The following is a 26265-nucleotide window of genomic DNA, read 5'->3' as shown; positions in this document are numbered from 1 at the left end:
AAGGCTCTCCTTGATGGCGTCAGACACCGCCAAAACTACCCGCCAGGGTGCCCATGATCAGCGCCCATCCATCGACCAGCACGAACAGCATGATCTTGAACGGCAACGAAATGATCAGCGGCGACAGCATCATCATGCCCATGGCCATCAGCACACTGGCGACCACCATGTCGATGATCAGGAACGGGATGAAGATCATGAAGCCGATCTGGAACGCCGTCTTGAGCTCGGAGGTCACGAACGCCGGCACCAGGATCGTCAGCGGCACCTGATCCGGGCCTGCGATATCGGTGCGCTTGGACAGGCGCATGAACAGGTCCAGGTCGCTCTGCCGGGTTTGTGCCAGCATGAAGTCCTTCAACGGGCCCTGGGCCTTGTCGATGGCCTGCTGGGCCGTCATCTGCTCGGCCAGATAAGGTTGGATGGCATCCTTGTTCACCCGCTCGAACACCGGCGCCATGATGAACATGGTCAAGAACAGCGCCATGCCGGTGAGGATCTGGTTCGAGGGAGTCTGTTGCAGGCCCAGAGCCTGACGCAGGATCGAGAAGACGATGATGATGCGGGTAAAGCTGGTCATCAGGATGACGAACGCCGGGATGAAGCTCAGCGCCGTCATGATCAGCAGAATCTGCAGGCTGACCGAATACTCCTGCTGCCCGTCCGCGCCATTGGACAGGGTGATGGCCGGGATGGACAACGGGTCGGCAGCCAGGGCCAGCGGTGCAGCTAGCAGAAGCGCCAGCGTCAACAGTAAGCGCAGTGCGCCGGTCATCACTTCTTGTCCTTCTGATCCTTGCCCATCAGCTCAAGCAGCCGCTGGGCGAATTCCGGCGTGGCCTGGCGCGCATCGGCGGGCACGTCGACAGGCTCGGCCAGCACATGCAACGCCTCGATGCTGCCAGGGGTATGGCCAATGAGAATCTGCTCCTTGCCCACCTGGATCAGCAGCAGCCGGTCGCGCGGGCCAATGGCACGGGTGCCGACGATCTCGATGACCGGAGCGCCCCGCTGCACCGAACCCTGCATGCGCCGTAGCAACCAGCCCAGGAAAAAGATCAGGCCGACGACCACCAGCAGGCCGAATACGGTTTGCGCCAGCTGCGCGCCGAAGCCGCCAGGGGCAGGCGCCGCAGCCGGCACGGTTACCGGCTCGGCAGCGGCGATCACCACCTCACTGGCCAGCAACGTGCCAAGGGCCAGCATGGCCCGCACCATGCGCTTCACTCAGCGCAACTTCTTGATACGTTCGCTGGGGCTGATCACGTCGGTCAGGCGAATGCCGAACTTCTCGTTGACCACCACGACCTCGCCATGGGCGATCAGCGTGCCGTTGACCAGCACATCCAGCGGCTCGCCGGCGAGGCGATCAAGCTCGATCACCGAACCCTGGTTGAGTTGCAGCAGGTTGCGGATGTTGATTTCGGTGCTGCCCACTTCCATCGAGATGCTCACCGGAATATCCAGGATCACATCGAGGTTGGGACCTTCGAGGCTGACATTCTCGTTGGGCTTGGGGGAGCTTGCGAACTCTTCCATCGGCAGGCGGCCGGCGCCGGAGTCTGCAGCCAGCAGCGCATCGATGTCGGACTGGCCGGCATCGCCGGTCTCTTCCAGGGCCGCAGCCCACTCATCGGCCAGGGCCTGTTCCTCTGGAGAGTTGATCTCGTTTTCGTTAGCCATGATTTCCTCGACAGGCATTCAATACGTTTAAGCGACCGGCACGCCGTCAGCGGCGCTCGATCGGGTCGATGATCTGCAGCGACAGGGTGCCCTTGTGCGATCCCAGCCGCGCCTTGAACGACGGCACGCCATTGGCGCGCAATACCAGGTGCTCCGGCAGTTCGACCGGGATCACATCGCCTGGCTGCATGTGCAGGATGTCGCGCAGCTTGAGCTGACGGCGGGCAACAGTGGCCGACAGCGGCACATTGACGTCCAGCACATCCTCGCGCAGCGCCTTTACCCAGCGCTCATCCTGGTCGTCCAGGTCGGACTGGAAGCCGGCATCGAGCATTTCACGCACCGGCTCGATCATCGAGTACGGCATGGTCACGTGCAGGTCGCCGCCACCGCCATCGAGTTCGATGTGGAAGGTCGAGACCACCACTGCCTCGCTGGGGCCGACGATGTTGGCCATGGCCGGGTTGACCTCGGAGTTTATGTACTCGAAGTTGACCGGCATGATCGCCTGCCAGGCCTCCTTGAGGTCGACGAAGCACTGGTCCAGGACCATGCGCACCACGCGCAGCTCGGTCGGGGTGAACTCTCGCCCCTCGATCTTGGCGTGGCGGCCGTCGCCACCGAAGAAGTTGTCCACCAGCTTGAACACCAGCTTGGCGTCGAGGATGAACAGCGCGGTGCCGCGCAACGGCTTGATCTTGACCAGGTTCAGGCTGGTCGGCACGTACAGCGAGTGTACGTACTCGCCGAACTTCATCACCTGCACGCCGCCCACCGCCACATCGGCGGAGCGGCGCAGCAGGTTGAACATGCTGATGCGGGTGTAACGGGCGAAACGCTCGTTGATCATTTCCAGGGTCGGCATGCGTCCCCGGACGATACGGTCCTGACTGGTCAGGTCGTAGCTCTTGATGCTGCCGGGCTCGCCGGTGCTCTCGGTTTGTACCAGCCCATCGTCCACCCCATGCAGCAGGGCGTCGATCTCATCCTGGGACAGCAGGTCCTGCACGGCCATCTATGTGCTCCTACTGCAATACGAAATTGGTGAACAGCAGCTGGTCGACGACCGGCCTGCCGACTTCCTTCTGCGCCACTTCCTGGACCACCGCGGTGGCCTTCTGGCGCAGCATTTCCTGGCCGACCGGGCTCGCGGCGAGGGTGTCGAAACCCTGCCCGGAAAACATCATCACCAGGTTGTTGCGGATCACCGGCATGTGTACTTTCAGCGCCTCCAGATCAGCCTGGCTGCGGCCCTGCATGGTGATGCTCACCTGCATGTAGCGCTGACGGCCATTCTGGTTGAAGTTGACGACAAAGGCCGGTGCCAGGGGCTCGTAGATCGCCGCTGGCTTGATGTTGCTCTGGGCTGCTTCAGGCGCCGGAGCCGACTCGCTCTTGTGCATGAAGAACCAGGTCGCACCCACCGACAGGCCGACTGCGAGAAGCAGCGCCAGCACCAACAGCAGGATCAGCTTGAGTTTGCCTTTAGTGGCGGGGTCTTTCACTGCGTCGCTCTTCGCCATGCCAATAATCCGTCGTCCATCGGGGTTTCAAAGAAGGATGACGTGGCTGAGCAAGTGTTATGCCAGATTTGCCTTTGCAAGCTTCTGGGGTGGCAACCTCTTTACGAGATGCGGCATCTGCAAAATTACGCCTGGCGTCGCTGCGCATAGGCAACGCCAGGCATGCCCGAAAAATCAAGCGTAGTAATCGACCACACTGTCGCCTACCACCACCTGCTGCTCGACAGGGCGCGCGACTTCAGCGGGATCGGCATCGTCCCCCTCCGCTGCGTTGCCACGCCGCGCCGCCACCCCGGACAGGCCCGACCCACCCTGCCGCGCCTCGTGCTGTTGCTGCTGGCCACGGGACTGATCAGCCACGCTGACGTCGGGCTGGGCCAAGCCCTGCTGGGCGAACAGCTCTCGCAGGCGATGCACCTGGCTGTCGAGGGCGTCGCGCACACCGGCATGGCCGCTGACGAAGTGGATCTGGGTCGACTGGTCTGTCGCCACGTTGACGCGAATATCCAGGCGTCCCAACTCCCGCGGCTCAAGCTGGATGTCCGCAGACTTGAGGTTCTGGCTGGAGAGGTACATGACCCGGTTGACCAACCCCTCGGTCCAGCCGCCCTGGTTCATCGCCAACGGTTGCTGCAGCGGGCCAGGCGTGGCGGGCACGGCGTTGGCGGTCTTGGGCGTCACCGCCTGGGTGAGGCTGGCTAGGCGGTTGGCGAAATCGTCTACGCGGGTATCACTGCTGGCACCCTTGATATCCTTGAGGCCGTCATCGAGCAGGCCGGCAAAGGCCTTGTCACCGCGCTCACCCTGCCCCGGCTCCGACTCCCCTTTCTCGGCCAATGTCGCCAAGGTATTGACGGCTGCAGTAGCAGGGTTGGCAGTTTGCTGACCGTTGTTATCGACAACGGCATGGGCCGACGTCTTGCCCTTGGACTGCGCATCCTGTTCAAGCGCCAGGCGCAAGGCCGGCATATCGGCAAGTGCATCGGCCTCGGGGTCGAACGCCGTGGTTTGCTCAGCCTCTTGCGCTACCTGTACCGGCGCTGGCGCAGGCTGCAGCGGCGCTTGAACCGCCGCCTGCAACACCGGGGCCACCGCTTCCGCCTGGGCCTGGAGCAGTTGCGCCCCGGCCTGGGCATCGGTCACCTGGCCGGCGACCAGGCTGGCATCGAGCGGGGGTACTGCACTGCCATCGGCGGCCTCATCAGTGTCGTCGACGGGCTGCGAAGATGCAGTCGATGGCAAGCTCTTGCCGTCATCGGCAACGGCCGGCGCCTTATCCGCGGCCTGCTTGCCGCCCGCGGCTGGGTCTGGCTGCGCCTTGTTCTTCGCCGGCGGCACCTGGCTGGCGGGCTTTTCATCCCTTGCCGGGGCACTCTTGACCGGGGTGCTGTCACGCTCTTGTCGGGCCATCACCTGATCAAAGCCGGCGCCTTGCTTCGCGGCCTGCAGCGGCTTTTCCGCCGCACTGGCAGCTTGGCGTTGCGCCTGATTGGCGAGGCCGGCTTGCAACAATGGATTGGGTGCGACAGGCATTGAACAATCTCCGCTCCAGAACCTGGAAAAATACGTCTGGGGCTGGAAAAGCAAAACTCGCGCCAGGTTAAGCTATTGCGCGGAAACTCGTTGCCGTTCACTGCGATAGTAACGCTGGACGACCAGGTATTCCTGATCGATGCGATTGATCAGGTCTTCGATCCCATACAAGGGCTGCTGGCGCACACGCTCTTCAAGCTGCTGGCACAATGCGGCCAGGCCAACGGCCCCCATATTGCTGCTACTGCCCTTGAAGCTGTGCGCTGCCATGCCCAGCTCATCGGCATCCTTGGCCTTGTGCAACTGGTTCAGGCGTCGCTCGGAGTCTTCCAGAAAGGTCTCCAGCAACTGCAGGTAGCCATCTTCCATGACCTCCCGCAAGTCACTCAACACCTGTTGATTGATGTGCACGTCCACTTGCTCACTCCCTGATCAAGCCTCGCTAAGCCAGACCCCGCGGGCATCCCGCAGGCTCACCATTCAAAATCCACCTGGGCAAGGCGACCACCCTCCAACCAGCGGGCCTGACCTGCCAGGCGCTGTACCAGGCCCATGCCTCGGCCACTGAAAGCCTGCTGCTCAGGCGTCCTGGCAAGCTCACGCGCCACGTCGAAGCCTGCGCCACTGTCTCGCACCTCGATCATCAGACGCCCGCCAGCACCCCGCGGTTCAACCTGCAGTCCGATGCTCACGAACCCGCCCACCTCGTGCATCAAGCGCTCGGCACGCTGTCGATAATACTGCGCAAAGCCCTGGGCGTCGCGCTTGAGCCGGGAGTCCATCGCCAGCACACCGTGCTCCAGCGCATTGGAATACAACTCGCTCAGGACACTGTGCAGGCGCCCGCTGCTAGGCCTGAGCCCGTGAATTTCCTGCAACAGTTGCACCAGATAAGGCACCGGGTTGAAGCGGCGCAGGCTCTGCCCCCGCAGCTCGAACCGCAACGACCAGTCCAGAGGGCTGGAACGGCCACTGTCGGAGTACACCACTGGTTGCGGCGCCAGCTCCTCAGGGGCAGACATGCGGATATCGCACAAGCTGATGTCATCACGCGACTGCCCGCCGAAAACTGCCAAAGCCTGCATTACCTCATCGAACAACAGATCGGGGTTGCGGTTGTCAGCCAGCACATCGCGCAAGCGATCGACCCCGAACAAGCGTTCTTGGGCATCCCCCGTGTCCACCACACCATCGGACAGCAGGAACAACCGCTCGCCGACCGCCAGTGGCAACACCTGGGTGGCATCGTCGAACTGCTCCGGCGCCAGCACCCCCAACGGCAGATGATGGGAACACAGCATGCCCAGCACCTCACCTTCGGCAGACAGACGATAGCCATCCGGCATCCCGCCATTCCAGACCTCGACCGTACCGCGCTGAAAACTCAGGCTGAGCAACAACGCGCAGCAGAACATGTCTACCGGCAGAATACGCTTGAGCTTGGCGTTCATTTCCCGCAGCGTCTCGGCCAGGCCATAGCCCTTGGCGGTCATGCCATAGAACACCTCCGCCAGCGGCATGGCCCCCACTGCAGCCGGCAAACCGTGCCCGGTGAAATCCCCCAGCAGCACATGCATGTCGCCAGACGGGGTGAATGCTGCCAGCAGCAGATCGCCATTGAACAGTGCATAGGGCGATTGCAGATACCGGATATTCGCCGCTTTCAGGCAGCCGGAATGGGCGACCTTGTCGAACACCGCCTTGGCCACACGCTGCTCGTTGAGCAAGTGGTGATGGTGACGGGTGATCTGGTCACGCTGCTCGAGCACCGTGGCGTGCAACCGGCGCAAACGGTCCATGGCACGGATTTTCGCCGCAAGAATGACGGCGCTGTAGGGTTTGGCCATGAAGTCGTCGCCCCCGGCCTCGAGGCAGCGTACCAGACCCTCCTCTTCGTTGAGTGAGGTCAGGAAGATGATCGGCACAAGGGCCTCGCCGGCCAACGCCTTGATTCGCCGCGCAGCTTCAAAACCGTCCATCACCGGCATCAAGGCATCGAGCAACACCAGTTGCGGCCGTCGCTCGATGAACATCGCCACGGCCTGTTCACCGTTCTCGGCAGTGAACACCTCATGCCCCTGGCGCCGGACAATCTGCGCCAGCAAGAGGCGATCTGCGGCGCCGTCTTCGGCCACCAGCACGGTCAACGCTTGCTCGGCGGGCATAACGGTACTCAACTGATGTCGAACAGTTTTTCGAAATTGGAGATGGCGAGGATCTTGCGCACGTCCGGGCTGGCATGGACCACGCGGATATCCGACTCCTCACCGCCGACATGGTCGCGCAGCAACAGCAGCATGCCCAGCGCCGAGCTGTCGAGATAAGTGGCCTCCTTCAGGTCGACCACCACGGAGTCCGGGCGCGGGCATTGCCGCTCGTATGCCTCCCGGAATTCCTGATGCTTGCCGAAATCGAAACGACCCTTGACCTTGATCGTCAGCTTTTTTCCGTCCTGTGAAAAATCAGATTCGACTGCCATGCGAGCGATTCCTTCGATGATGGCGAATGCGACTTCTGAAGGTTTAGCAGGCACCACGGGCCGGTGCAAGGCGCTGACGCCGGGCGGGCAAGCCCTTTCCTACAGATGCCCCTGCCGCGGCAAGCGCTGGGACAACTCGTCGAGCAGGCGCTGCTCGCGCTTGTCTTCAGCCCTGCGTGCCTCGTCGAGGTAGCGCTGCACCAGCTTGCGCAACCCCTCCACCCGTGCGTACGTCTGCTGCCAGGCGTTGCGTGCGTTGTTGAGGTTGTTCTGGTGCCAGGCCATGCTCTGGCGCTGCTGGGTCATGGCCGTTTCCAACTGACCAAGGAAACGCTGGTAATTGACCAGCCAGTTGCCGTCGACCCCCTTGGAGCCACGGCTGATCCACTGCTGCTGGTAGGCCTCACGGAAACTTTCAAGCTCGGCCTGCTTGGCCTGCGCATCGGTCAACATTCGCTGAAAGTGCCCTACTCGCTGAGCGGCCTTGCGCTCGGCCTCCTCGGCCATGGTCACCACGGGAGCCAGGCGTGCGGCACGGCTGGGCTGGGCCATGGCCTATCAGTTCCCCGGCGGCGCAAAGATTGCGCCCAACTGCTCGCGGCCCTGGGCCATGCCAACGTTTTCATCCAGGCCCTGGCGCAGGAAGTCCACCAGCTTGGGCTGCAAGGCAATGGCCAGGTCGGTTTCCGGGTCACCGCCAGCCACATAGGCACCGACGCTGATCAGGTCGCGGCTTTGCGAAAGGCGCGACCACAACTGCTTGAATTTCTGCGCCTGGCGCAAGTGATCAGGGTCTACCACCTGAGGCATCACCCGGCTGATCGAGGCTTCGATATCAATGGCCGGGTAGTGCCCCTCTTCGGCCAGGCGCCGGGACAACACAAAGTGCCCGTCGAGCACGCCCCGCGCCGAGTCTGCGATCGGGTCCTGCTGATCGTCGCCCTCGGAGAGCACGGTATAGAACGCGGTGATCGAGCCACCGCCCGGCTCGCCATTACCGGCACGCTCCACCAGCTTGGGCAACTTGGCGAACACCGACGGCGGATACCCACGCGTGGCCGGCGGCTCGCCGATTGCCAGGGCGATCTCACGCTGGGCCTGGGCGAAACGGGTCAACGAGTCCATCAACAGCAGGACGTTCTTGCCCTTGTCACGGAAATATTCGGCGATTCGCGTGCAGTACATGGCTGCCCGCAGGCGCATCAGCGGGGCATCATCCGCAGGCGAGGCCACCACCACCGAACGTTTGAGCCCCTCTTCACCAAGAATGTGCTCGATGAACTCCTTAACCTCGCGGCCCCGCTCACCGATCAGCCCCACCACGATGATTTCGGCCTCGGTAAAACGCGTCATCATGCCCAGCAGCACCGACTTGCCCACACCAGTACCGGCGAACAGCCCCAGACGCTGGCCGCGACCCACGGTAAGCAGGCCATTGATGCTGCGAATGCCCACGTCCAATGGCTGGCTGATCGGGTCACGGTTCAGGGGGTTGATGACCGGGCCATCCATCGGCACCCAATCCTCGGCCTTCATGCCGCCCTTGCCATCCAGCGCACGGCCGGCGCCATCGAGCACCCGCCCGAGCATGCTCATGCCCATCGGCAAGCGGCCGCTGTCATCCAGCGGCACCACGCGGGCACCGGGCGCCAGCCCGACAATGCTGCCGACCGGCATCAGGAACACCTTGCCACCGGCAAAACCCATGACTTCGGCCTCGACCTGCACAGGGTGATAGCTGTCGTCGTTGATCACCAGGCAGCGGCTACCCACTGCTGCCCGCAGGCCTTCGGCCTCAAGCGTGAGGCCGACCATACGCAGCAGGCGGCCCTCGACGATTGGCTGCTCAGGCAGCCTCACCGCATCGGCGTAGCCTTCAAGGCGCTTGCCGAAACTGGTGCGTTCAAGGCGCATCGGCTTCACCTGCGGGCTCATCGAGTTCGACCTGAATATCCGGCGCCGCGGGGTGCAATGCCTGGTCATGGGATTGGTCGAACAGCTGCGCCACGGCCTTCTCGATACGGGTTTCCATGGTCGCGTCGATGCGGCTGTGGGCGGTTTCGATCCGGCAACCGCCAGGCAGCAGGGCTTCGTCCTCAAGTAGCTTCCAATCTTCCTCATGGCGCTCGCGCAGGGTCTTGGCCAGCTCGAAGTCCTGGGGATTGAGATGGATACGGATGTTGTCAGCGCCCATCGGCAGCAGCTTCAGTGCCTCACGAAGCACATGGGTGATCTGGCTGGAATCTGCGCGCAACTCGCGGCCGATGACCTGGCGGGTCATGTTCGCCACCAGCAGCACCAGCGCCTTTTCGATCTGCGTGTCCTGCTCGGCGATCGGCTCCAGCAGGTGGTTCATGACCTGTTCCAGGTTCGCAAGTTTGGCGGCCAGCGCCACTTCGGCCTCCTGACGAACCTTGAGCTGGGTACTGTGGAAGCCTTCCCGCTCGCCGGTGGCGAAACCTTCGTTGTAGGCCTCCTGGCGAATGGCCTCAAGCTCTTCGAGGGTAAGGGGCTGGACTTCCTCCAGCGGCACCTCTTCGACTTCTTCCTCGACGACGGTCGGCTCAGGCTCAGGCTGGGGTTCAGGCTCCGGATCGAAGCTAGGCAACGACCAGACATCCACGCCCTCAAGGTCGCGGGCACGGATCAGATCGCTGGGGTGTTCGGTGGTGGACATGCTCAAAAACCTCTTTAGCTGCAAGCATCAAGCTTCAAGCAGCAAGAAACGGCAGCCCTTGCTTGACCCGCTGTTTCTTGTCGCTTGCAGCTTGAAACCTGCCGCTTAAATCATTTCCTCGGCGCCCTTGCCGCCAAGCACGATCTCGCCGGCCTCGGCCATGCGGCGGGCGATGGTGAGGATTTCCTTCTGCGCCGTTTCCACGTCGCTGACCCGTACCGGCCCCTTGGCCTCCAGGTCGTCGCGCAGCAGCTCGGACGCACGCTTGGACATGTTCTTGAAGATCTTGTCCTTGACCCGCTCGTCGGCGCCCTTGAGCGACACCACCAGCACGTCCGACGACACTTCGCGCAGCAGCGCCTGGATGCCACGGTCGTCGACGTCGGCCAGGTTGTTGAAGACGAACATCAAGTCTTCGATCTGCTCCGACAGGTCGCTGTCGATCTCGCGGATCGAGTCCATCAGCGCGCCTTCCACCGAACTGTCGAGGAAGTTCATGATATCGGCGGCGCGCTTGATGCCACCCAGGGTGGTGCGCGCGGCATTGGAGTTGCCAGAGAACTGCTTCTCGAGGATCTGGTTGAGTTCCTTGAGCGCCGCTGGCTGTACGGTGTTGAGCGACGACACGCGCAGGACGATGTCCAGGCGCACCTTGTGGTCGAAGTTGCTCAGCACCTCGCCGGCCTGGTCGGGGTCGAGGTAGGCGACCACGATGGCCTGGATCTGCGGGTGCTCGTAGCGGATGACATCGGCCACGGCACGCGGCTCCATCCACTTGAGGCTGTCCAGGCCGCTGGTGTTGCCACCGAGCAGGATGCGGTCGATCAGGCCGTTGGCCTTGTCCTCGCCGAGGGCCTGGTTGAGCATCTTGCGGATGTAGCCGTCGGAACCGACGCCCAGGCTGGTCTGGTCGCCGACGATTTCGACGAACTCGCTCATTACCTGCTCGACCTGCTCGCGATGGACGTTGCCCATCTGCGCCATGGCCACACCCACCCGCTGCACTTCCTTGGGCCCCATGTGGCGCAGGACTTGCGCGGCATCGGTCTCGCCGAGCGAGAGCAGAAGGATGGCCGCCTTGTCGACGCGGCTCAGCTTGGCGGTAATGGCTCGATTGTCACTCATCGGCGTTGATCCACTCTTTCACGACCTGGGCCACGCGGCCCGGGTCTTCGGCCACCAGGCCCTTGATTGCGTTGAGCTGTGCCTCGTAACCCTCGCTCGGGCTCGGCAACAGAATGCTTGTCGGGCCACCCAGGCTGACGCGGTCGTTGGCCAGTTCGCCATCCAGACCGATCATGCCGCCCAGCTCCATGTCGCTGTCCGTGGCCGCCTGCTTGCCGCCACCTGTAATGTTGTTGAGCACTGGACGCAGCACGCCGAACACCAGCACCAGGATGAACAGCACACCCAGCACTTGCTTGACGATGTCCCAGAACCAGGGCTGCGAGTAGAACGGAATATCGACCAGCTCGTCGCCACGGTCGGCGGCGAACGGCACGTTGATCACGGTAACGCTGTCGCCACGGCTGGCATCGAAACCTACCGCATCCTGTACCAGGCGGGTGAAGCGCGCCAGGTCCTCGGCGCCCCACGGGGTACGGGTGGCTTCGCCAGTGGCGGGGTCCAGCTTGACCTGGTCGTCCACCACCACGGCTACCGACAGGCGGGTCAGGCGACCCTGCTGCTGGCGGGTGTGGCTGATGGAACGGTCCAGTTCGAAGTTCTTGGTACTTTGCTGGCGCTTGTCGCTCGGGTATGGCGCCAGCATCGGCTGGCCAGTCGCCGGGTCCATGATCTGTTGGCCATTGGCGTCCACCAGCGGCTGGCCCGGTTGAATCGCGCCGGCAGGTGTCGCGCCAGCGGTAGCGTTTTCAGGGGCAGAGGCACCGGCCGGCGGCTGGTTACTCAACGCCCCCGGCACACCTTGCGGCCCTTGGCTGCTGGCACGCTGCTCATTGACCGATTGCTCGCTGCGCAGCGCCGGTTGGTCGGGGTTGAACTGTTCGGAGGTGGACTCGACAGCACTGAAGTCGACGTCAGTAGACACCTCTGCCTTGTAGCGGTCGTTACCCAGCACTGGCTGCAGAATATTGTGCACACGCTGAGTGAGCATGCTTTCCATGCGACGGCTGTAGTCGAATTGCTTGCCCGCCATGCTCAGGGCCGTGTCTTGCAACTGGTCGGAGAGCAGGTTGCCCTTCTGGTCGACTACGGTCACCTGGGACTTGTCCAGCTCCGGCACACTGGTCGCCACCAGATTGACAATCGCCATCACCTGGCCGGCTTCCAGGGCGCGCCCCGGATACAGCTCGACCAGTACCGAAGCACTGGGCTTGCGCTCGTCGCGCACGAACACCGAACTTTTCGGGATCGCCAGGTGCACACGGGCTGCCTTGACGTTGTTCAGGCTCGATACCGTACGCGCCAGCTCGCCTTCAAGGCTGCGACGGTAACGGGTAGCTTCCATGAACTGGCTGGTACCCAGCCCTTGCTCTTTATCGAGCAATTCGAAGCCGACATTGCCATCGCTCGGCGCCACGCCGGCCGCAGCGAGTTTCAGACGCGCACGGGAGAGATCGTCGGCCTTGACCAGCAGCGCGCCGGAGTTCGGCTCCACGCGATACGGGATGTCGGAGGTGGTCAGGGTATCGATCACCTGCTTGGTGTCCATGCCCGCCAGGCTGCCATAGAGCGGGCGGTAGTCCGGCTGCTGCGACCAGAGCACCACGGCGAAGCCGATGGCCACGCTTGCCGCCAGCCCGACCAGCAGGCCGACCTGACGCAGCATGGGCATCTGCGAAATGTTTTCCAGGAACGACATGCCGAACAGCGGCGGCTTGGCTGCTGGAGGGCCACTCTTGGCGGGGGCGTTATCGACGACTGCTTCGGCCATGACTCACTCTCGCCCTTATACCGGCATCTGCATGATGTCCTGGTACGCTTGCACCAGCTTGTTACGAACCTGGGTAAGTGCCTGGAACGACACGGAAGCCTTTTGCGAGGCGATCATCACGTCAGTCAGGTCAACACCACTCTTGCCAATTTCGAAAGCGCTGGACAATTGGCTGGATGCCTGCTGAACCTCATTCACCTTGCCAATGGCCTGGCCGAGCATATCGGCAAAGCTGCTCTGCCCAGGCGCGAGCTCAGGCGCGGCGCCAACCTTGGGCAGGGACATGGCATCGGCCTGCATGGCGCGCATGTCCAACATCAGACGATTGAATTCAACACCTTGGGTCATGGACTTCTCTCTCCGGCGGCCGCACTTTTTTTGACACTCATGCAGCGAATAGTGATGGAGCTAGCAAGAGAAGTGCCAGCCACTCAGAAAACATTCAAAAGGACGTATCAGCCGAACAGACTGGCCTCGACATCGAACCCGGCATCACGCATCTGCGCAAGCTTGTAACGCAGGGTTCTAGGGCTGATCCCCAGACGATCGGCCGCCTCCTTGCGACGACCGCGCTCGGCACGCAAGGTGTCGATGATCATCTGGTATTCGTGGCGACGCATGTCATCACCCAGCCCACCGGCCTCACCCCCAGAATCCGCAAATACCGGCTCAATAGTGGCCACTTTGGATGCCGACAATGGAATGGCGCCAGCCAGACAAAAATCCGCCGCCTCGATCACTCCGCCCTGCTGCAGGATCAACGCCCTCTGCAGCGCATTATCCAACTCGCGGACGTTGCCAGGCCAGGCGTAAGCCTGCAGGCACGCCCGCGCCTCAGCGGATAGCTTGACCTGAGCGTGGTGCATCTTGCTGACATGACGTGCCAGCAAACGCTCTGCGAGCGGCACGATGTCGGCCGGCCGATCACGCAATGCACGCCAAGCCATGGGGAATACCGATAGGCGGTAGTACAGGTCCTCCCGGAAGCGGCCGGCAGCAACCTCCTCCGCCAGATCGCGGTTGGTGGTAGCCAACACGCGAATATCCAGCACCACCGGCTTGCGCCCGCCTACCCGCTCCACCTCACGCTCCTGCAGCACACGCAGCAACTTGGCCTGCAGCCCTAGCGGCATTTCAGAGATCTCATCGAGCAGCAAGGTACCGCCGTCCGCCTGCTCGAACTTGCCAGCCTGCGCGGCGATGGCTCCGGTAAAGGCACCCTTCTCATGGCCGAAAAGCGTGGCTTCGAGCATGTTGTCAGGAATCGCCGCGCAGTTGATCGCCACGAACGCCTGCCCGGCTCGGCGCGACTGCTGATGTATGAATCGCGCCAGCACTTCCTTGCCCGTGCCCGACTCGCCGGAAATCAACACCGTCGAGTCGCTTTGCGCAACCCTTACAGCCAGCTCCAGCAGTTGCCGACTGGCAGGCTCACAGGCAACAGGCCCCGCTTCGTCACCCACGGCACCGCCACCGACAGCATGGCGTGCCACCAGGTCGAGCAAGGCCTTGGGTTCGAATGGTTTTACCAGATAGTCGACCGCTCCCTGGCGCATGGCTTCCACCGCACGCTCCACAGCCGCGTGAGCCGTCATCAGCAGCACCGGCAAGTGCGGGTGGTGACGGCGTAATTGTGCCAGCAGCTCGTGGCCATCCATTCCAGGCATGTTCACATCACTGACTACCAGCGCAAAGGATTCCTCTGCGACCGCCCGCAACGCTTCCTCAGCACTACCAACTGCACGGTGAGCGAGGCCGCCGATCTCCAGGGTGTCGGCCAGCGCCTGGCGCAGGACTCGGTCATCCTCGACCAGCAGCACCTTCATCGTCATTGCCCCGCCTCCTCCTGAACACCGATCAATGGCAGCTCCACGGTGGCGCATGTACCGCGCCCCACCCGGGAACGCAGGCGCAGCGTACCGCGGTGCGCCCGCACCACTGCCTGGACCACAGCCACCCCCAGCCCGGTACCCGTGGACTTGGTGGTCAAAAACGGCTCCCCCAAACGCGCCAACAACTGGCTATCGATACCACTGCCTGCATCGCTGACACACAGGTGCACAGCGTTTTCGCGGCGCAGCAGATGAATCTTCAAACGCGCCGACTCGCCACCGGCCTGCACGGCATTTTCGATCAGGTTGAGCAATGCACCCACCAGCGTATCGCGGTTGCACAGCAGTTCTCCCAGATGGGTATCACATTGCCAGCGCACCGCATGCCCCTGCACATGGGAGTGAGCGGCTTGCTGCAAGGCCTGGAACAACCCCTTGGGGCTGACTCGATCATTGAGTGGCAGCTCGCCACGGGCGAACACCAGCATGTCGCGAACCTGATGCTCCAGTTCGTGCAGGCGTTCCTTGAGATTGCCGGCAAAACGCAGGCGCGTGTCGCAGGCCAACGCCTGCTCCGGGTCCGCCAAGTGGCTGGCATAGAGCATCGCGGCCGACAAGGGCGTGCGAATCTGATGCGCGAGGGAGGCAACCATGCGCCCCAACGAAGACAGACGCTCGTGTCGCGCCAACTGGCCCTGAAGGCGACGCGTTTCGGTCAGGTCATTGAGCAGCACCAACTGCCCGGGCTCGGCATCCAGAGAGCGGGTGGCAATGGACAAACGACGCCCGTCACGCAAGGAAACCTCATGACCGTCGTCCTCGCGCGGCGCGAAACTGCGCGCAATCACCTGGCGCCACAGCAGCCCGGTCAAAGGTTCACCCAGCAGCTCGCGAGCCGCCGGATTCGCCTCGCGCACACAGCCCTCACCATCGATGACGATCACCCCGCCAGGCAGCAGATCGAGCAAGTTCTGCAGACGGTTGGCCAGGCGCTCTTTCTCGTCCAGCTCGGCCATGCGCTGGGCACTGACCACTGCCAACTCGCCCTTGAGCTCGCTGACCCGCGACTCAAGCATGCTGTAGGAGTGGCTCAACTGGCTGGAGACCTGATCGAACAGGGCGAACGCCTGCTCAAGACCCTGCCGGCTCTCCTGCTCAAGCGGGGTATGCCCTCGCAAATCGGGGGCTGGGGAACGGTGGGCGGCCTGGGGCATCGTGCTCTCTCGCATGGCTGACCGTCATAAAAACGGTATGTTGCCTGCGGTGTAGCAATAGCCGTGCCGAAGATGGGGACAATGACACCAGGCAGCATTGCACGCTGATCGACGTCAACGCCCGGGGCCGCATCGCGACCCCTGGCGAGCAAGCGTCACTCGTCGGCCTGGTCCTCGCCACCTTGCCGGCTCATGCCGTACTTGCGCATCTTCTCGACCAGCGTGGTCCGACGGATACGCAGACGCTCTGCAGCACGCGCAACGATGCCATTGGCATCATCCAGCGCCTGCTGGATCAGGCCTTGCTCCAGGCTGCCGAGGTAGTCCTTAAGGTCCAAACCTTCCGGCGGCAGCATGGCGTGGTTGGCGAAATTCGGCGCATGGCCGTTGATCGCCACGCGCTCTTCCAGGTCGGAGCGCAGGCTGTCCACCAGTTGCTCGTCTTCATCATCGACGTAGCGGAACTTCTTCGGCAGCTCCGCCACACCGATCACCCCGTACGGATGCATGATCGCCATGCGCTCCACCAGGTTGGCCAGCTCGCGGACGTTGCCCGGCCAGCCGTGGCGGCACAACGACATGATCGACGCGGAGTTGAAGCGGATCGAACCGCGCTTCTCGTGCTCCATGCGCGAGATCAGCTCGTTCATCAGCAGCGGGATATCTTCCACCCGCTCACGCAACGGCGCCATCTCGATAGGGAACACGTTCAGCCGGTAATACAAATCTTCGCGGAAGGTCCCGTCCTCGATCATGGTCTCGAGGTTCTTGTGCGTCGCAGCGATGATGCGCACATCGATGCTCTGGGTCTTGTTGCTGCCGACCCGCTCGAAGGTGCGCTCCTGCAGTACGCGCAGCAGCTTGACCTGCATCGGCAGCGGCATGTCGCCGATCTCGTCGAGGAACAACGTACCGCCGTTGGCCAGCTCGAAACGCCCGGCACGGCTGGTTATCGCGCCAGTAAAGGCGCCCTTCTCGTGACCGAACAATTCGCTTTCGAGCAACTCCGCCGGGATCGCCCCGCAGTTGACCGGGACGAAGGGTGCCTCGCGGCGCTTGGAGTGGTAGTGCAGGTTGCGCGCCACCACTTCCTTGCCGGTGCCGGACTCGCCAAGGATCAGCACACTGGCATCGGTGTCAGCGACCTGCTGCATCATCTGCCGCACATGCTGGATGGCACGACTGGTACCCACCAGGCTGCGGAACAGGTTGGGCTCGCGCTGACGACCGCGCTCGCGGGCCTGGTCGTACATCTCGCGATAGACCTGGGCACGGTGCAGGGAGTCGAGCAACTGGCTGTAGCTCGGCGGCATCTCGAGGTTGGACAGCACACGACGGCGCAGGTCCTCGGGGAAGTCCGCAGAAGAAATTTCACCCAGAAGCAGAACCGGAAGGAACTCATCCCACCCGGCCACTGTCTTAAGGAGCCCCAGCACGCTGGCCGGGGCATTTACGGTACCGATGAGGACACACAGCACTTCACGGCTGGAAGACAAACCCTCGACCACCTGCTGCCAGTCGTCGCTGGAGCAGGACAGGTTTTCTTCGCCGAGAAAATTCAGGACCACCGCCAGATCGCGGCGGCGTTCGCTGTCGTCATCGATCAGGAGAATCTTGGTTTCACGCCACATGCAATAGCAACTTCCCTAGTCATATCGGCGCCCGAAGGCGTGCACGACATCATTCCGACTGAATGGTCAGTGTTCGGACGTCTGAATTTCGAAAACAGCCACTAGTAAAGTCAAAAAACGGCACACAGTCAAATTTATGGCGCGCTGATTTTTGTGTCACCTGTGGTCAGGTGAACAAATGGTATACCTTTGTCGCGTTTTCTGCCTGACGGATCTTCGCCATCTCGTCGACTACCGATTGACGCTCGCCACTTGCAACTTCAATTAGCTGCCGATAGACACCCTGCAGCTGCTCCAGGCTTGCGCGAACCTCATCCTCGTTAGACAAGGCCTCGGCCAGCACGTCTTCAACACACAGACGGCATTCAAGATCTAGTTCGCCCACCGCATCCCAATCACGGCTGGCCAAGGCGGCCAGCAGCAACTCGCGGGTCTGGTCGATACGATCGATTACCTCACTCATGACAACCTCCTGCTTCAGGGCGTCGGCAGCTGCTCGCCGATCGCATCCCAGCCTTCCTTGACCGTGATCAGCAGCCGCGCGACTTCGTCGATGATCTCGGGGTCGTTCTTGACGTTCGCCTCAATCAGGCGACGGCTCATGTAGGTGTACAGGTTGTCCAGGTCGGCCAGGCTGTCGGCATGGTTTTCCAGGTCGAGACCCTCGCGCAGGCCACCGATGATATCGATGGCCTTGCCGATCAGGATGCCCCTTTGAGCGATATCCTTGCGGGCAATGGCGCCCTTTGCCTGGGCCAGGCGGTCCAGACCACCCTGCATGAGCATTTGCACCAGACGGTGCGGACTGGCTTCGGAAGTCTGTGCCGCGCCATTGACTTTCTGGTATTGCCGAAGGGCCAACATCGGGTTCATGGATCTACCTCGTTGCAGCGAAAAGGTGCATATACCTCTTGTATCGCCGCCACGTCAAAAAACTTTAGCCAGAAAAGACAAAGCCCGGCACGCCTGTGTAGCGCTGCCGGGCTTTTGTCATGCTAGATCGATCAGGACTTCTTGGCCTGGGCGTTCATGGCCTCGAAGATCGAGGTGATCTGCTCGCCCTGCTTCTTCATCTTGGCCAGGGCGGTGTCGAGCGCGGAGAATTTCTTGGTCAGCGAGGTAGTCAGCAACTCGGTGCGACGATCCAATGCCGTCTTCTGGTTCTCCAGGTTTCGGGCCACCTTATCGAGGTTGCTCTTGCGAGTATCCAGCGACCCACCAGTGGCGTTGTACGGATCGATCGCCTTGTTCATCCGCTCGAACAGACCATTGGCGCCCGTGAACAGCTCCTGGATTTCAGGGCCCAACTTCTTGTCGTTCAGCGCTGCGGTAAACTTGGTGCTGTTGAATTCAAGGGTGCCATCCTTCTGGGTATTGATCCCCAACTGGCTGAGCGTGGTCAACTTGTCACCCGCGCCGGTTTCCGTCAGCACCTTGCGAACATCGGCAAGCAATGATCGAGTAGTCGGATCGTTGGTCAGCGGGCCCAGACTGGTGACGTTGCCGTTGGCGTCCTTGGTCGGCGTGACGAGCGCGGTGACAGCCTTCTGCAGAGTGTTGTACGCGTCGACGAACGACTGCACCGACTTCTTCAGCCCTTCGTTGTCCTGCGCCACGGTAACCTTCGTGGTTGTATCCTTGGCAGATACGCCCGTGAGCTCGAGCGTCAGACCACTGACAGCCTGGTCGACGGTATTCTTCGAACTAGTCAGCGACAAACCGTCGATGGAGAACTGCGCATCCTGGGCCAAGCCAGTGATGTAACCCGCGCCACTCCCGGAAATTTTCTGGGTACCATCGATGGCCAGCTCCGGGATACCGCCAACGGAAATATCACTGCCCTTGCCGGTGGTGGTGGAACTGAACACCAGTCGCGAACCACCTGCTTCGTTGATGATGTTGGCGGTGATACCCTTGGCGCCCATCTCTTTGTTGATCTGGTCACGCACGCTCTGCAGCGTGGCACCGCTGGCAACATTGATCTTGTAGTCCTTGCCGTTCTGGCTGACGGTCAGCTCCCCGGCGCTGATCGCCGTGGAGGCCCCACCCGCGAACTGCTGGCTGGCGACCTTGGAGCCAGTAGCCAACTGATCTACCTTGATATCGTAGTTGCCGGCAACCGCCGAGTTACTGGACTTGATCTTGACAACGTTCTCGTTGGCAGAAGTGCCTGCAAAGGCATTGAACGCTGGCGCATTCTTGTCGTTAAGCTTCTTCATGGCGTCCTGGAACGCCGTGAGGGCGCTGCGCAGGGAGCCGATACCGGAAATCATCGCGGAGTTGTTGCTCGACTGCCGAGCAATCTGGTTGGCCTTGGCCGCAGTATCGGCATTCACCAGCACACTGACGATGTTCTTGATATCGAGCCCGTAGCCCGCACCCGTGTTGGTAGTAATCGGGCTTGCCATGCTGTCGCTCCTCTCTTCGATAGGCCCGCCCCGCTCCTGCGAGGCCGACTTGAATCACCTGTTTGCGCTCGCCGCCAATCAGACCTTGGCGTCGAACAGAATACTTTTGACATCGCTCAGGCTATGGGCGATCCGCAAGGCCTCTTCAGAGGGCAACTGTCGAATCAACTCACCTGTTTCACTGGCGATGACTTTGACCACGATCTTACCGGACTCTTCATCGGTGAAGAACTCCAGGTTACGTCGTGTTTCCTTGAGAAACTTCTCGATTTCCGAAACAGCTTCCTTGACCTTGTCGGCAGCCTGGACCTTTTCAGCGCCCTGCACCCTGGTCGAATCCTGCCTTTTTTCGCTGTCGCCGGGAATATCCGACCGGGCGACCGGCTTTTCGGCAACTTGCTCAGCCGTGCGCGCAGCCGGGTAAGACAGGTTCAGCTTGACGCTCATGTCCATGTCCACCACCTCACAATGAAAAGGCGGGGAAGCGCCTGGAGAGCACTCCCCCGCCATCAGCTATCAGGCAGATTAGCCCAGCAGCTTCAGGACTGCCGATGGCAGCTGGTTGGCCTGGGCCAGAACCGAGGTCGAAGCCTGTTGCAGAGTCTGCTGCTTGGTCAGCTGGGCAGTTTCAGCAGCGAAGTCGGTGTCCTGTACACGGCCACGAGCAGCTTCGGCGTTCTCGTTGATGTTCTGCAGGTTGTTGATGGTGCTGGTCAGACGGTTCTGGGCGGCACCCAGGTCAGCACGGTTGGTGTTGATGGTCTGCAGAGCCTTGTCGATCGCGGTAACGGCGGCGCTGTAGTTGGTTTCGGCCAGGGCGCTGGTCGAACCTTGGATGTTGACGGTCGAAGCGATGCCCAGGGAAGTGGCGTCGAACTTCTGGCTCAGGTTGATGCTGATCTGGTTGATGCCACCGGTGTTCGAGCCAACCTGGAAGGTCATGGTCGAAGCCGAACCGTCCAGCAGGTTCTTGCCGTTCAGCTGGGTGCTGTTGGCGATACGGGTCAGTTCCGAAGCCAGCGACTGGAACTCTTTGTCCAGAGCGGCACGGTCTTCGGTGCTGTTGGAGTCGTTTCGCGACTGCAGTGCCAGTTCGCGCATACGCTGCAGCATGTTGGTCTGCTCTTGCATCGCGCCTTCAGCGGTCTGGGCGATGGAGATACCGTCGTTGGCGTTCTTGATAGCCATGGTCTGACCACGGATCTGCGAGGTCATGCGGGTAGCGATCTGCAGGCCGGCGGCGTCGTCTTTGGCGCTGTTGATTTTCAGGCCGGAGGACAGACGGGTCATCGAAGTGCTGAGTGCGTCGGAAGCACGGTTCAGGTTCTTCTGAACGCCCAGAGAGGTGGTGTTGGTGTTTACAGTCAAAGCCATGACGAATTCCTCGTTGGATTGGGTACTACGGCTTCCGGCCTTGGCAATTCGCCGGGTAGGTGGCCTAGAGAACCTTCGTAATGTTTATCGTCGTCAGGGCAGTTTGCTTTAGGGCGAATTCTCAATTTTTTTACTGGCACCCTGCCACCCCAATGAAATCAGGGGTTTGACGCCAGGAAGCCAGCACTGGAAATAAAAAGCGCCGACCCGAAAGAGTCAGCGCCTTACGTAAAAACGCGGGCGGGATCAGCTGCTGCACTCAATGATCGCCGACCCCCAGGACAGACCCACACCAAAACCACTCAATGCAACCCGCTTGTACTGCGACCCGAGCACATGCTTCTCGAGCAGCAACGGGATGCTGGAAGATACCGTATTGCCGGTCTCGACCATGTCCTTGATGAACTTCTCGCGGTGGCGCCCTTCGTCGAAGCGCTGGGCAACCGCATCCACGATCGCCGCGCTCCCCTGATGCAGACAGTAGAGGTCGACATTGTCAGCCTGCAACCCGCTGCTCTCGAGCAACTGCTGCAGGTGGGCCGGCACCTTGACCAGGGCAAAGTTGTACACCTGGCGGCCATTCATGAAGAACTTGCCATCAGTGGTCCGCAGGTGCTCGGCACCGGCACCATCGCTACCGAACAGCGATTTGCCCAGTTGCCAGGCGGCATTCTCACCCATCCAGGTGGCGGTGGCGGCATCACCAAACAGCATGGTGGTATTGCGATCCTCAGGATCGACGATCTTTGAATAAGGATCGGCGGTGAGCAGCAAGCCGTTCTTCAGGCCCGCAGCCTCCATGAAACCTTTCATTGCATAAAGGCCGTAGACATAACCCGAGCAGCCCAGGGATACGTCGAAGGCGGCAACGGCAGTGGGCAGACCCAGCTTGTGCTGCACGATGGCCGCCGTATGCGGCAGCCCTTCGGCATCGCCGTTCTGGGTGACTACGATGACGATATCGATGATTGCCGGATCAAGCGCCGGGTTGGCGGCAAACAACGTGCGGGCAGCCTCGACACAAAGATCGGAGGTCTCTTGGTCGACACCCTTGCGTGGCAGGAAGGTCGAGCCGATCTTACCGAAGATGAAATCCTGGTCTTTGCCAAATTTCGCGCCCTGGGCGTAGTTGTCGACGCCTTCGACAGGTACGTAACTGGCGATGCTTTTGATGCCAATCATATGGCTTCCCAATTCAGTGACAGCAAAGTACGCGCTACGGCACCGACCTGTAGAGCAAGCGGGAACAGGTCAGCTGACGACAGGTCGAGCGCGCAGTCGTTTTCAGATAACGCGATGATAACAGTGAAGATGCCCGCAGTGACTCTTGAGTCACGCGTTTTGTCGGCTCAAATGCGAGAGCCCGCAAAGGTACCCCTAACCCCCATTAGCAAAAAAGGCGCCTCGAACGAAGTCGAGACGCCTTTTCTTACAGAGTCAGCCGGAACGCCAACTCATCCGAGGTCAACCTGCCAGCCAGGCCTCACGCCAGCTTGCGAGAGAACGGTCGTCAAGCATCCATTCCTGCAGAACCTGCATCTTGAGCTGAATCCCGTTGGCGGCACTGGCAGCAGGATCATTCAGGTGCATATTAATGGCATCAACCCACTCACCCGCACGGTTCGGTACTCGCGTCACCGCAAGCCCTCCCTGATACGCACGAACATCGCTGCACACCACAGGCACGCCACAAGCCCCGAACTCCAACAGACGCTGGTTCCCCTTGCATTCATTGAGCACGCCAAGCGCCAACGGCGCCAGTGCAAGGTCTAGATCAAGACGCGCAAGGGCCTGGGGATAGTGCATGACACTTTCCAGCGCGTAGATTTCGTGGATGTATGGACGCAACTCTGGCGGACACTCACCCAACAGCACCCACTCAACCGTCCCCGCCAGCGCCTTGACCACACCGCTTATCAGTTCCAGCAGGCCGGCGTTATCGATATCACCGACCAACCCCACCCGGGGCTGACGGCCCATGCCGCGCCGACTTACCAATCCACTCCAGTGCTCGGGCGGCAACCGGTTCTCAATTACCCTTACATCACCGTGCACGCTGGAAAAGATATCAGCCAGCGCTTCTGTGCCGACGATCAGCCTATCAGCGAAAGCAAGCCCGCGGTGAAGACTGTGGAGCGTAGCTTCGAAAGCTTGCGCATCATTCACGATATGGCTTGGGAAATGCGCATCCAGGTCTACGACCTTGAACGCTCGCGAGAACTTACCGCTACGTCGCAGGGCCTCGATCTGCTCCTCAAGCACAGGACGCTGCAAGACGATCGAGTCAGGGGCATAACGCTCGAGCTCGACCGTATTGAGCAGCCTGCCGGTTACCGCCCCTTCAATCTCGCCATCACGCACCAACGCGTTGAACGGCTGCAAAACACGGTAGTCGCTGGACGACTCGCTACCCTCCGGATGAGCAAGCACGACCGGCAATGGACGCCACGTCAGCGGCCGCCAGCTAAGACTCATTTCTGACTCAAGATCGAAGCCCTTGCCTTTAAGCGACATATTGTCGTTACCGGCAGGGTCGTGAGCCAACAGCGGCAACCACCGCTCGTGCAGCGCCTCCAGCTCTTCGCTGGAGGCCTTTGCGCCTGGACTCTCGCTCAACAACAGCAGCACCCGAGCAGCCCACACATTCAGGTAACCGGCACGATTGAGACGCAGGCACAGATCAATATCCGCCCAGCGCTGCAATTCTGGCGTCTCATCGAAACCTCCCATTTCCACAAACAGGTGCTTGCGCAGCAACAGGCATTTACCACTCAATGCCGCATAGTTCTGATCGACCTGTAGCCTGTGCAGGTAACCCGGCGCCTCCATGGGCAGCCCCTCGAAAGCCTTGCCCACCGAATCGTTCAGCCCCAGGACGATACCTGCCAGACCAATTGTCTGATCGGGTGCAATCAGCTTTCCGCTCACCGCCCCAACCTCCTGGCGCGATCCGTGGTTAATCAACTGATGCAACCAATCCGGCTCAAGCACTGCAACGCCTTCATCCAGCCAGAGCAGGAAGTCCCCCTGCGCATGCTCCGCAGCCATGTTACGAACCTGCGCGCAAGAGAGCCCTGGGGCGAAACGCAGGACACGCATCCCTCCCACGCCCATATCCTCGATACCCTGCACCCAATTGCGCAGCGCGACGTCGCTGATGTCCTGGACTAGCAGGAGAACCTCATAATAGGGATAGGATGTCTTCTCCAGCAGGCTGTCCAGACAGCGCTGAATCAACCCCGGGCTATCGTTCTGCAACAGGATCAGAATAGTGACCCGCTCTCCGTCACAAATTCCATAATCGATCTCGTAACGACCCGCAAGCGACGAATTGACCTGCCCCTGCTGGAACCCGCGAGTTTGCAGGTGACGCAAGATCACCTCCCGCTCTTGCGGGCAATCGACGAGTGGTCGAACATCACTGATCAATATCGGTTCGTTGACATGCCCGATACCCTCAAAACCACCCGTTTCGATCAGGCGCAGAATGTAGTCGAACTCATAGGCAACACCTGCCTCTTCACGGAAGCCATCCAACTCCAACCAAGTCTTGCGATTGAAGAGCCAGTGGCGAGCATTAGCGGCAGGAAAGCTGAGCAGGAGATCAAGGTTAAGCGCGGGGCGCAGTGCGACACTCATTTCTCCCGTAGGTTGAAGAACGCACTCATCACCGTAGATGGCACGACAGGCAGGTGCGTCCTGCAATTCCAGGGCACTGATCAGCAACCCACTGGCAGTAAAGGTGCAACCCGCCTCGACCACCATGAACCAATCGGGAACTACTTCACGCAGGGCGTGATCAATGCTGATCAATGGACGCTCGCGATCAAGACCGAAGAAGCGCAACTTGGCATCCGCAGGCGTGAACGGGATGTCTCCTGTCGTCAATGCGATAATGCGCACGGCGGGGTAGAGATTAGGTTCGACCCCCAGGCTGTTGATGGTTTGCAGCAGGCGCGAACCATCATTCTCGGTATCAAGGATCAGCACGGCGATACTCGGCCCCTGACGTGTCTCCAGGCGCTCATCAATCAACCGCTGCTGTACCGCTGTTGGAACGCGCCCCTCGAGCCAGCCTCGCAGTTGGTGCTTGTCCGACCGACCCGCGCGCTTGATGGCGACTTTTTGGGTCAGTTCAATAAAGTGGTCCAATGCCGGCCAGAAGTCCACTTGAGCTTTCAACAGTCGCTCACGCAACAAATGATTAGTGGAGCGAGCCCTGTCAATTTCGGCAGGCTCGGTCCCCCAAGCGACGCCATAGGCAGTACTTTCCAGCTTGAGCGGCGCCCACTCGTTTGGTATTACAACGCCCAGGCACCCGCAAAGCGCGGCTTCCCCTGCCAGGGCCGAGGCTTCAGTGCAGTAAAAGTATTCGCACTGCTGGAACAGGTCCGCCAACTCCTCCCAACTTTGAGGCCAACGGGAGGTAATTTCGATCGCGTCAGCCGGCAGCAACGCGGGATCAATAGGGGCCTGGCCACTACGCCCCTGGTAATAGCAAACCTTTCCCGGAATTCGTTTGGCGGGATCTGCTGGCGGGCAGAAGACGGTAAGGTCAGGCCCAGGAAGATAAAGCACCCGGTCGTCGCTCATTCCTGGGAGCAACAGCGGCTTGGTATAGGAGAAAAGAATGTCATCCTCGTCGTATAGCCCTTGTCCATGCAAGAACCCAGGACGATTTAGCAGATAACGAACCACCGTATTACCGTTAAGTGGATTCCCGTCGATGATCTCCGGGTAAATCACAATCGGTGAGAGCCCCTGCGCATCGTGTCGCGCGATAATGTCGGCACTCAAACGTGGCGTCATCAGGTCAGGATTTAGCACCGCAGCCGTGACATAGGCCTCTTGTCCGGACCGGTTGAGCGCATCGCAAAGCATGTGCAACACGCGAATGCCTGCCGAACTGCGACGGTAGTCGGGCGCATAAATGTAGTAAGGTTGCGGTCGCTTTGAAAATAGCTCACGGCGCATCGTATGTACCTCTAACGTGTAAATTTGGCATATCACGGGCA

General features: G+C 61.1%; 25 protein-coding genes. All 25 read right to left on the bottom strand.

Going from position 1 to position 26265, the window contains the following annotated elements; genetic code table 11:
- Positions 1-19: 19 nt before the first annotated feature.
- The 25 genes from fliP to OH705_RS22015 all read right to left on the bottom strand — a co-directional run bounded on the left by fliP (position 20) and on the right by OH705_RS22015 (position 26260).
- Entirely contained in the window at positions 20-775 is a 756-nt protein-coding gene (gene fliP, locus OH705_RS22135; RefSeq protein WP_046854685.1) for a flagellar type III secretion system pore protein FliP, read from the bottom strand.
- Positions 775-1227, bottom strand: coding sequence for a flagellar biosynthetic protein FliO (gene fliO / locus OH705_RS22130; RefSeq protein WP_094012453.1), 453 nt, complete (start codon positions 1225-1227; stop codon positions 775-777). Before fliO ends, fliP begins: the two co-directional genes overlap by 1 nt.
- A complete protein-coding gene (gene fliN, locus OH705_RS22125; RefSeq protein ID WP_046854683.1) occupies positions 1228-1683 on the bottom strand; it encodes a flagellar motor switch protein FliN in 456 nt (151 codons plus the stop codon).
- Between the two features lie 46 nt (positions 1684-1729).
- Positions 1730-2698 carry a flagellar motor switch protein FliM gene (fliM, locus tag OH705_RS22120; RefSeq protein WP_046854682.1) on the bottom strand — a complete coding sequence of 323 codons (969 nt, stop codon included), beginning with the start codon at positions 2696-2698 and terminating at the stop codon, positions 1730-1732.
- A gap of 10 nt (positions 2699-2708) precedes the next feature.
- Positions 2709-3206, bottom strand: a complete 498-nt coding sequence (fliL, locus tag OH705_RS22115) for a flagellar basal body-associated protein FliL (RefSeq protein WP_046854681.1) — start codon at positions 3204-3206, stop codon at positions 2709-2711.
- A 174-nt stretch (positions 3207-3380) separates the two neighbouring features.
- Positions 3381-4739 carry a flagellar hook-length control protein FliK gene (locus OH705_RS22110; RefSeq protein ID WP_267303010.1) on the bottom strand — a complete coding sequence of 453 codons (1359 nt, stop codon included), beginning with the start codon at positions 4737-4739 and terminating at the stop codon, positions 3381-3383.
- Between the two features lie 72 nt (positions 4740-4811).
- On the bottom strand, positions 4812-5108 hold the full coding sequence (locus OH705_RS22105) for an Hpt domain-containing protein (protein ID WP_267303018.1): 297 nt from the start codon (positions 5106-5108) through the stop codon (positions 4812-4814).
- Between the two features lie 104 nt (positions 5109-5212).
- Positions 5213-6904 (bottom strand): fused response regulator/phosphatase, encoded by a 1692-nt coding sequence (locus OH705_RS22100; protein ID WP_094012451.1) that lies wholly within the window; start codon positions 6902-6904, stop codon positions 5213-5215.
- 8 nt (positions 6905-6912) lie between these two features.
- Positions 6913-7218 (bottom strand): STAS domain-containing protein, encoded by a 306-nt coding sequence (locus tag OH705_RS22095; RefSeq protein WP_094012450.1) that lies wholly within the window; start codon positions 7216-7218, stop codon positions 6913-6915.
- Between the two features lie 99 nt (positions 7219-7317).
- Positions 7318-7770, bottom strand: a complete 453-nt coding sequence (gene fliJ / locus OH705_RS22090) for a flagellar export protein FliJ (protein WP_046854677.1) — start codon at positions 7768-7770, stop codon at positions 7318-7320.
- A 6-nt stretch (positions 7771-7776) separates the two neighbouring features.
- The gene (fliI, locus tag OH705_RS22085; protein WP_046857712.1) at positions 7777-9132 is read right to left on the bottom strand and encodes a flagellar protein export ATPase FliI; all 1356 of its coding nucleotides are present in this window, start codon (positions 9130-9132) and stop codon (positions 7777-7779) included.
- Complete coding sequence (gene fliH, locus OH705_RS22080; RefSeq protein WP_094012449.1) at positions 9122-9895, bottom strand: flagellar assembly protein FliH; 774 nt, start codon at positions 9893-9895, stop codon at positions 9122-9124. The genes fliI and fliH overlap by 11 nt, the downstream gene beginning before the upstream one ends.
- A 105-nt stretch (positions 9896-10000) precedes the next feature.
- Positions 10001-11020 carry a flagellar motor switch protein FliG gene (fliG, locus tag OH705_RS22075; RefSeq protein ID WP_023631000.1) on the bottom strand — a complete coding sequence of 340 codons (1020 nt, stop codon included), beginning with the start codon at positions 11018-11020 and terminating at the stop codon, positions 10001-10003.
- Positions 11013-12791, bottom strand: coding sequence for a flagellar basal-body MS-ring/collar protein FliF (fliF, locus tag OH705_RS22070; RefSeq protein WP_094012448.1), 1779 nt, complete (start codon positions 12789-12791; stop codon positions 11013-11015). Before fliF ends, fliG begins: the two co-directional genes overlap by 8 nt.
- Before the next feature lie 15 nt (positions 12792-12806).
- Positions 12807-13139 (bottom strand): flagellar hook-basal body complex protein FliE, encoded by a 333-nt coding sequence (gene fliE / locus OH705_RS22065; protein WP_046854674.1) that lies wholly within the window; start codon positions 13137-13139, stop codon positions 12807-12809.
- Positions 13140-13246: 107 nt separating this feature from the next.
- Entirely contained in the window at positions 13247-14623 is a 1377-nt protein-coding gene (locus OH705_RS22060; protein ID WP_094012447.1) for a sigma-54-dependent transcriptional regulator, read from the bottom strand.
- On the bottom strand, positions 14620-15837 hold the full coding sequence (locus OH705_RS22055; RefSeq protein WP_267303009.1) for a sensor histidine kinase: 1218 nt from the start codon (positions 15835-15837) through the stop codon (positions 14620-14622). The genes OH705_RS22060 and OH705_RS22055 overlap by 4 nt, the downstream gene beginning before the upstream one ends.
- A gap of 155 nt (positions 15838-15992) precedes the next feature.
- Positions 15993-17468 (bottom strand): transcriptional regulator FleQ, encoded by a 1476-nt coding sequence (gene fleQ / locus OH705_RS22050; protein ID WP_046854671.1) that lies wholly within the window; start codon positions 17466-17468, stop codon positions 15993-15995.
- A 166-nt stretch (positions 17469-17634) separates the two neighbouring features.
- Entirely contained in the window at positions 17635-17931 is a 297-nt protein-coding gene (gene fliT / locus OH705_RS22045) for a flagellar protein FliT (RefSeq protein WP_094012445.1), read from the bottom strand.
- A gap of 14 nt (positions 17932-17945) precedes the next feature.
- Positions 17946-18341: a flagellar export chaperone FliS gene (fliS, locus tag OH705_RS22040; protein WP_267303008.1), complete on the bottom strand. Its 396-nt coding sequence runs from the start codon at positions 18339-18341 to the stop codon at positions 17946-17948.
- A gap of 131 nt (positions 18342-18472) precedes the next feature.
- Complete coding sequence (gene fliD, locus OH705_RS22035; RefSeq protein ID WP_267303007.1) at positions 18473-19876, bottom strand: flagellar filament capping protein FliD; 1404 nt, start codon at positions 19874-19876, stop codon at positions 18473-18475.
- A 78-nt stretch (positions 19877-19954) separates the two neighbouring features.
- Positions 19955-20329, bottom strand: a complete 375-nt coding sequence (locus OH705_RS22030) for a flagellar protein FlaG (RefSeq protein WP_267303006.1) — start codon at positions 20327-20329, stop codon at positions 19955-19957.
- Between the two features lie 72 nt (positions 20330-20401).
- Positions 20402-21250, bottom strand: a complete 849-nt coding sequence (locus OH705_RS22025; protein ID WP_050706682.1) for a flagellin domain-containing protein — start codon at positions 21248-21250, stop codon at positions 20402-20404.
- Positions 21251-21496: 246 nt separating this feature from the next.
- Positions 21497-22432, bottom strand: coding sequence for a ketoacyl-ACP synthase III (locus OH705_RS22020; protein ID WP_267303005.1), 936 nt, complete (start codon positions 22430-22432; stop codon positions 21497-21499).
- 282 nt (positions 22433-22714) lie between these two features.
- Positions 22715-26260 carry a glycosyltransferase gene (locus tag OH705_RS22015; RefSeq protein WP_267303004.1) on the bottom strand — a complete coding sequence of 1182 codons (3546 nt, stop codon included), beginning with the start codon at positions 26258-26260 and terminating at the stop codon, positions 22715-22717.
- Positions 26261-26265 lie beyond the last annotated feature (5 nt).

The organism is Pseudomonas sp. BJa3 (genome assembly GCF_026343815.1).
GTDB classification, from domain to species: Bacteria; Pseudomonadota; Gammaproteobacteria; order Pseudomonadales; family Pseudomonadaceae; genus Aquipseudomonas; species Aquipseudomonas soli.
The sequence above is the reverse complement of the archived record's forward strand: the minus strand, read 5'-3'. Positions and strand labels throughout refer to the sequence as shown.

Excerpts from the sequence above, each read along its gene's own strand:
- fliP (WP_046854685.1), bottom strand. The coding sequence starts at position 775 with ATGACCGGCGCACTGCGCTTACTGTTGACGCTGGCGCTTCTGCTAGCT.
- OH705_RS22100 (WP_094012451.1), bottom strand. The coding sequence starts at position 6,904 with ATGCCCGCCGAGCAAGCGTTGACCGTGCTGGTGGCCGAAGACGGCGCC.
- fliH (WP_094012449.1), bottom strand. The coding sequence starts at position 9,895 with ATGTCCACCACCGAACACCCCAGCGATCTGATCCGTGCCCGCGACCTT.
- OH705_RS22055 (WP_267303009.1), bottom strand. The coding sequence starts at position 15,837 with ATGCCCCAGGCCGCCCACCGTTCCCCAGCCCCCGATTTGCGAGGGCAT.
- fliN (WP_046854683.1), bottom strand. The coding sequence starts at position 1,683 with ATGGCTAACGAAAACGAGATCAACTCTCCAGAGGAACAGGCCCTGGCC.
- fliM (WP_046854682.1), bottom strand. The coding sequence starts at position 2,698 with ATGGCCGTGCAGGACCTGCTGTCCCAGGATGAGATCGACGCCCTGCTG.
- fliF (WP_094012448.1), bottom strand. The coding sequence starts at position 12,791 with ATGGCCGAAGCAGTCGTCGATAACGCCCCCGCCAAGAGTGGCCCTCCA.
- OH705_RS22025 (WP_050706682.1), bottom strand. The coding sequence starts at position 21,250 with ATGGCTTTGACTGTAAACACCAACACCACCTCTCTGGGCGTTCAGAAG.
- OH705_RS22110 (WP_267303010.1), bottom strand. The coding sequence starts at position 4,739 with ATGCCTGTCGCACCCAATCCATTGTTGCAAGCCGGCCTCGCCAATCAG.
- fliD (WP_267303007.1), bottom strand. The coding sequence starts at position 19,876 with ATGGCAAGCCCGATTACTACCAACACGGGTGCGGGCTACGGGCTCGAT.
- OH705_RS22020 (WP_267303005.1), bottom strand. The coding sequence starts at position 22,432 with ATGATTGGCATCAAAAGCATCGCCAGTTACGTACCTGTCGAAGGCGTC.
- fliE (WP_046854674.1), bottom strand. The coding sequence starts at position 13,139 with ATGACCCAAGGTGTTGAATTCAATCGTCTGATGTTGGACATGCGCGCC.
- fliS (WP_267303008.1), bottom strand. The coding sequence starts at position 18,341 with ATGAACCCGATGTTGGCCCTTCGGCAATACCAGAAAGTCAATGGCGCG.
- fliI (WP_046857712.1), bottom strand. The coding sequence starts at position 9,132 with ATGCGCCTTGAACGCACCAGTTTCGGCAAGCGCCTTGAAGGCTACGCC.
- OH705_RS22105 (WP_267303018.1), bottom strand. The coding sequence starts at position 5,108 with ATGGAAGATGGCTACCTGCAGTTGCTGGAGACCTTTCTGGAAGACTCC.
- OH705_RS22095 (WP_094012450.1), bottom strand. The coding sequence starts at position 7,218 with ATGGCAGTCGAATCTGATTTTTCACAGGACGGAAAAAAGCTGACGATC.
- OH705_RS22060 (WP_094012447.1), bottom strand. The coding sequence starts at position 14,623 with ATGACGATGAAGGTGCTGCTGGTCGAGGATGACCGAGTCCTGCGCCAG.
- OH705_RS22030 (WP_267303006.1), bottom strand. The coding sequence starts at position 20,329 with ATGGACATGAGCGTCAAGCTGAACCTGTCTTACCCGGCTGCGCGCACG.
- fliJ (WP_046854677.1), bottom strand. The coding sequence starts at position 7,770 with ATGGCCCAGCCCAGCCGTGCCGCACGCCTGGCTCCCGTGGTGACCATG.
- fleQ (WP_046854671.1), bottom strand. The coding sequence starts at position 17,468 with ATGTGGCGTGAAACCAAGATTCTCCTGATCGATGACGACAGCGAACGC.
- fliL (WP_046854681.1), bottom strand. The coding sequence starts at position 3,206 with ATGGCGAAGAGCGACGCAGTGAAAGACCCCGCCACTAAAGGCAAACTC.
- fliT (WP_094012445.1), bottom strand. The coding sequence starts at position 17,931 with ATGAGTGAGGTAATCGATCGTATCGACCAGACCCGCGAGTTGCTGCTG.
- fliG (WP_023631000.1), bottom strand. The coding sequence starts at position 11,020 with ATGAGTGACAATCGAGCCATTACCGCCAAGCTGAGCCGCGTCGACAAG.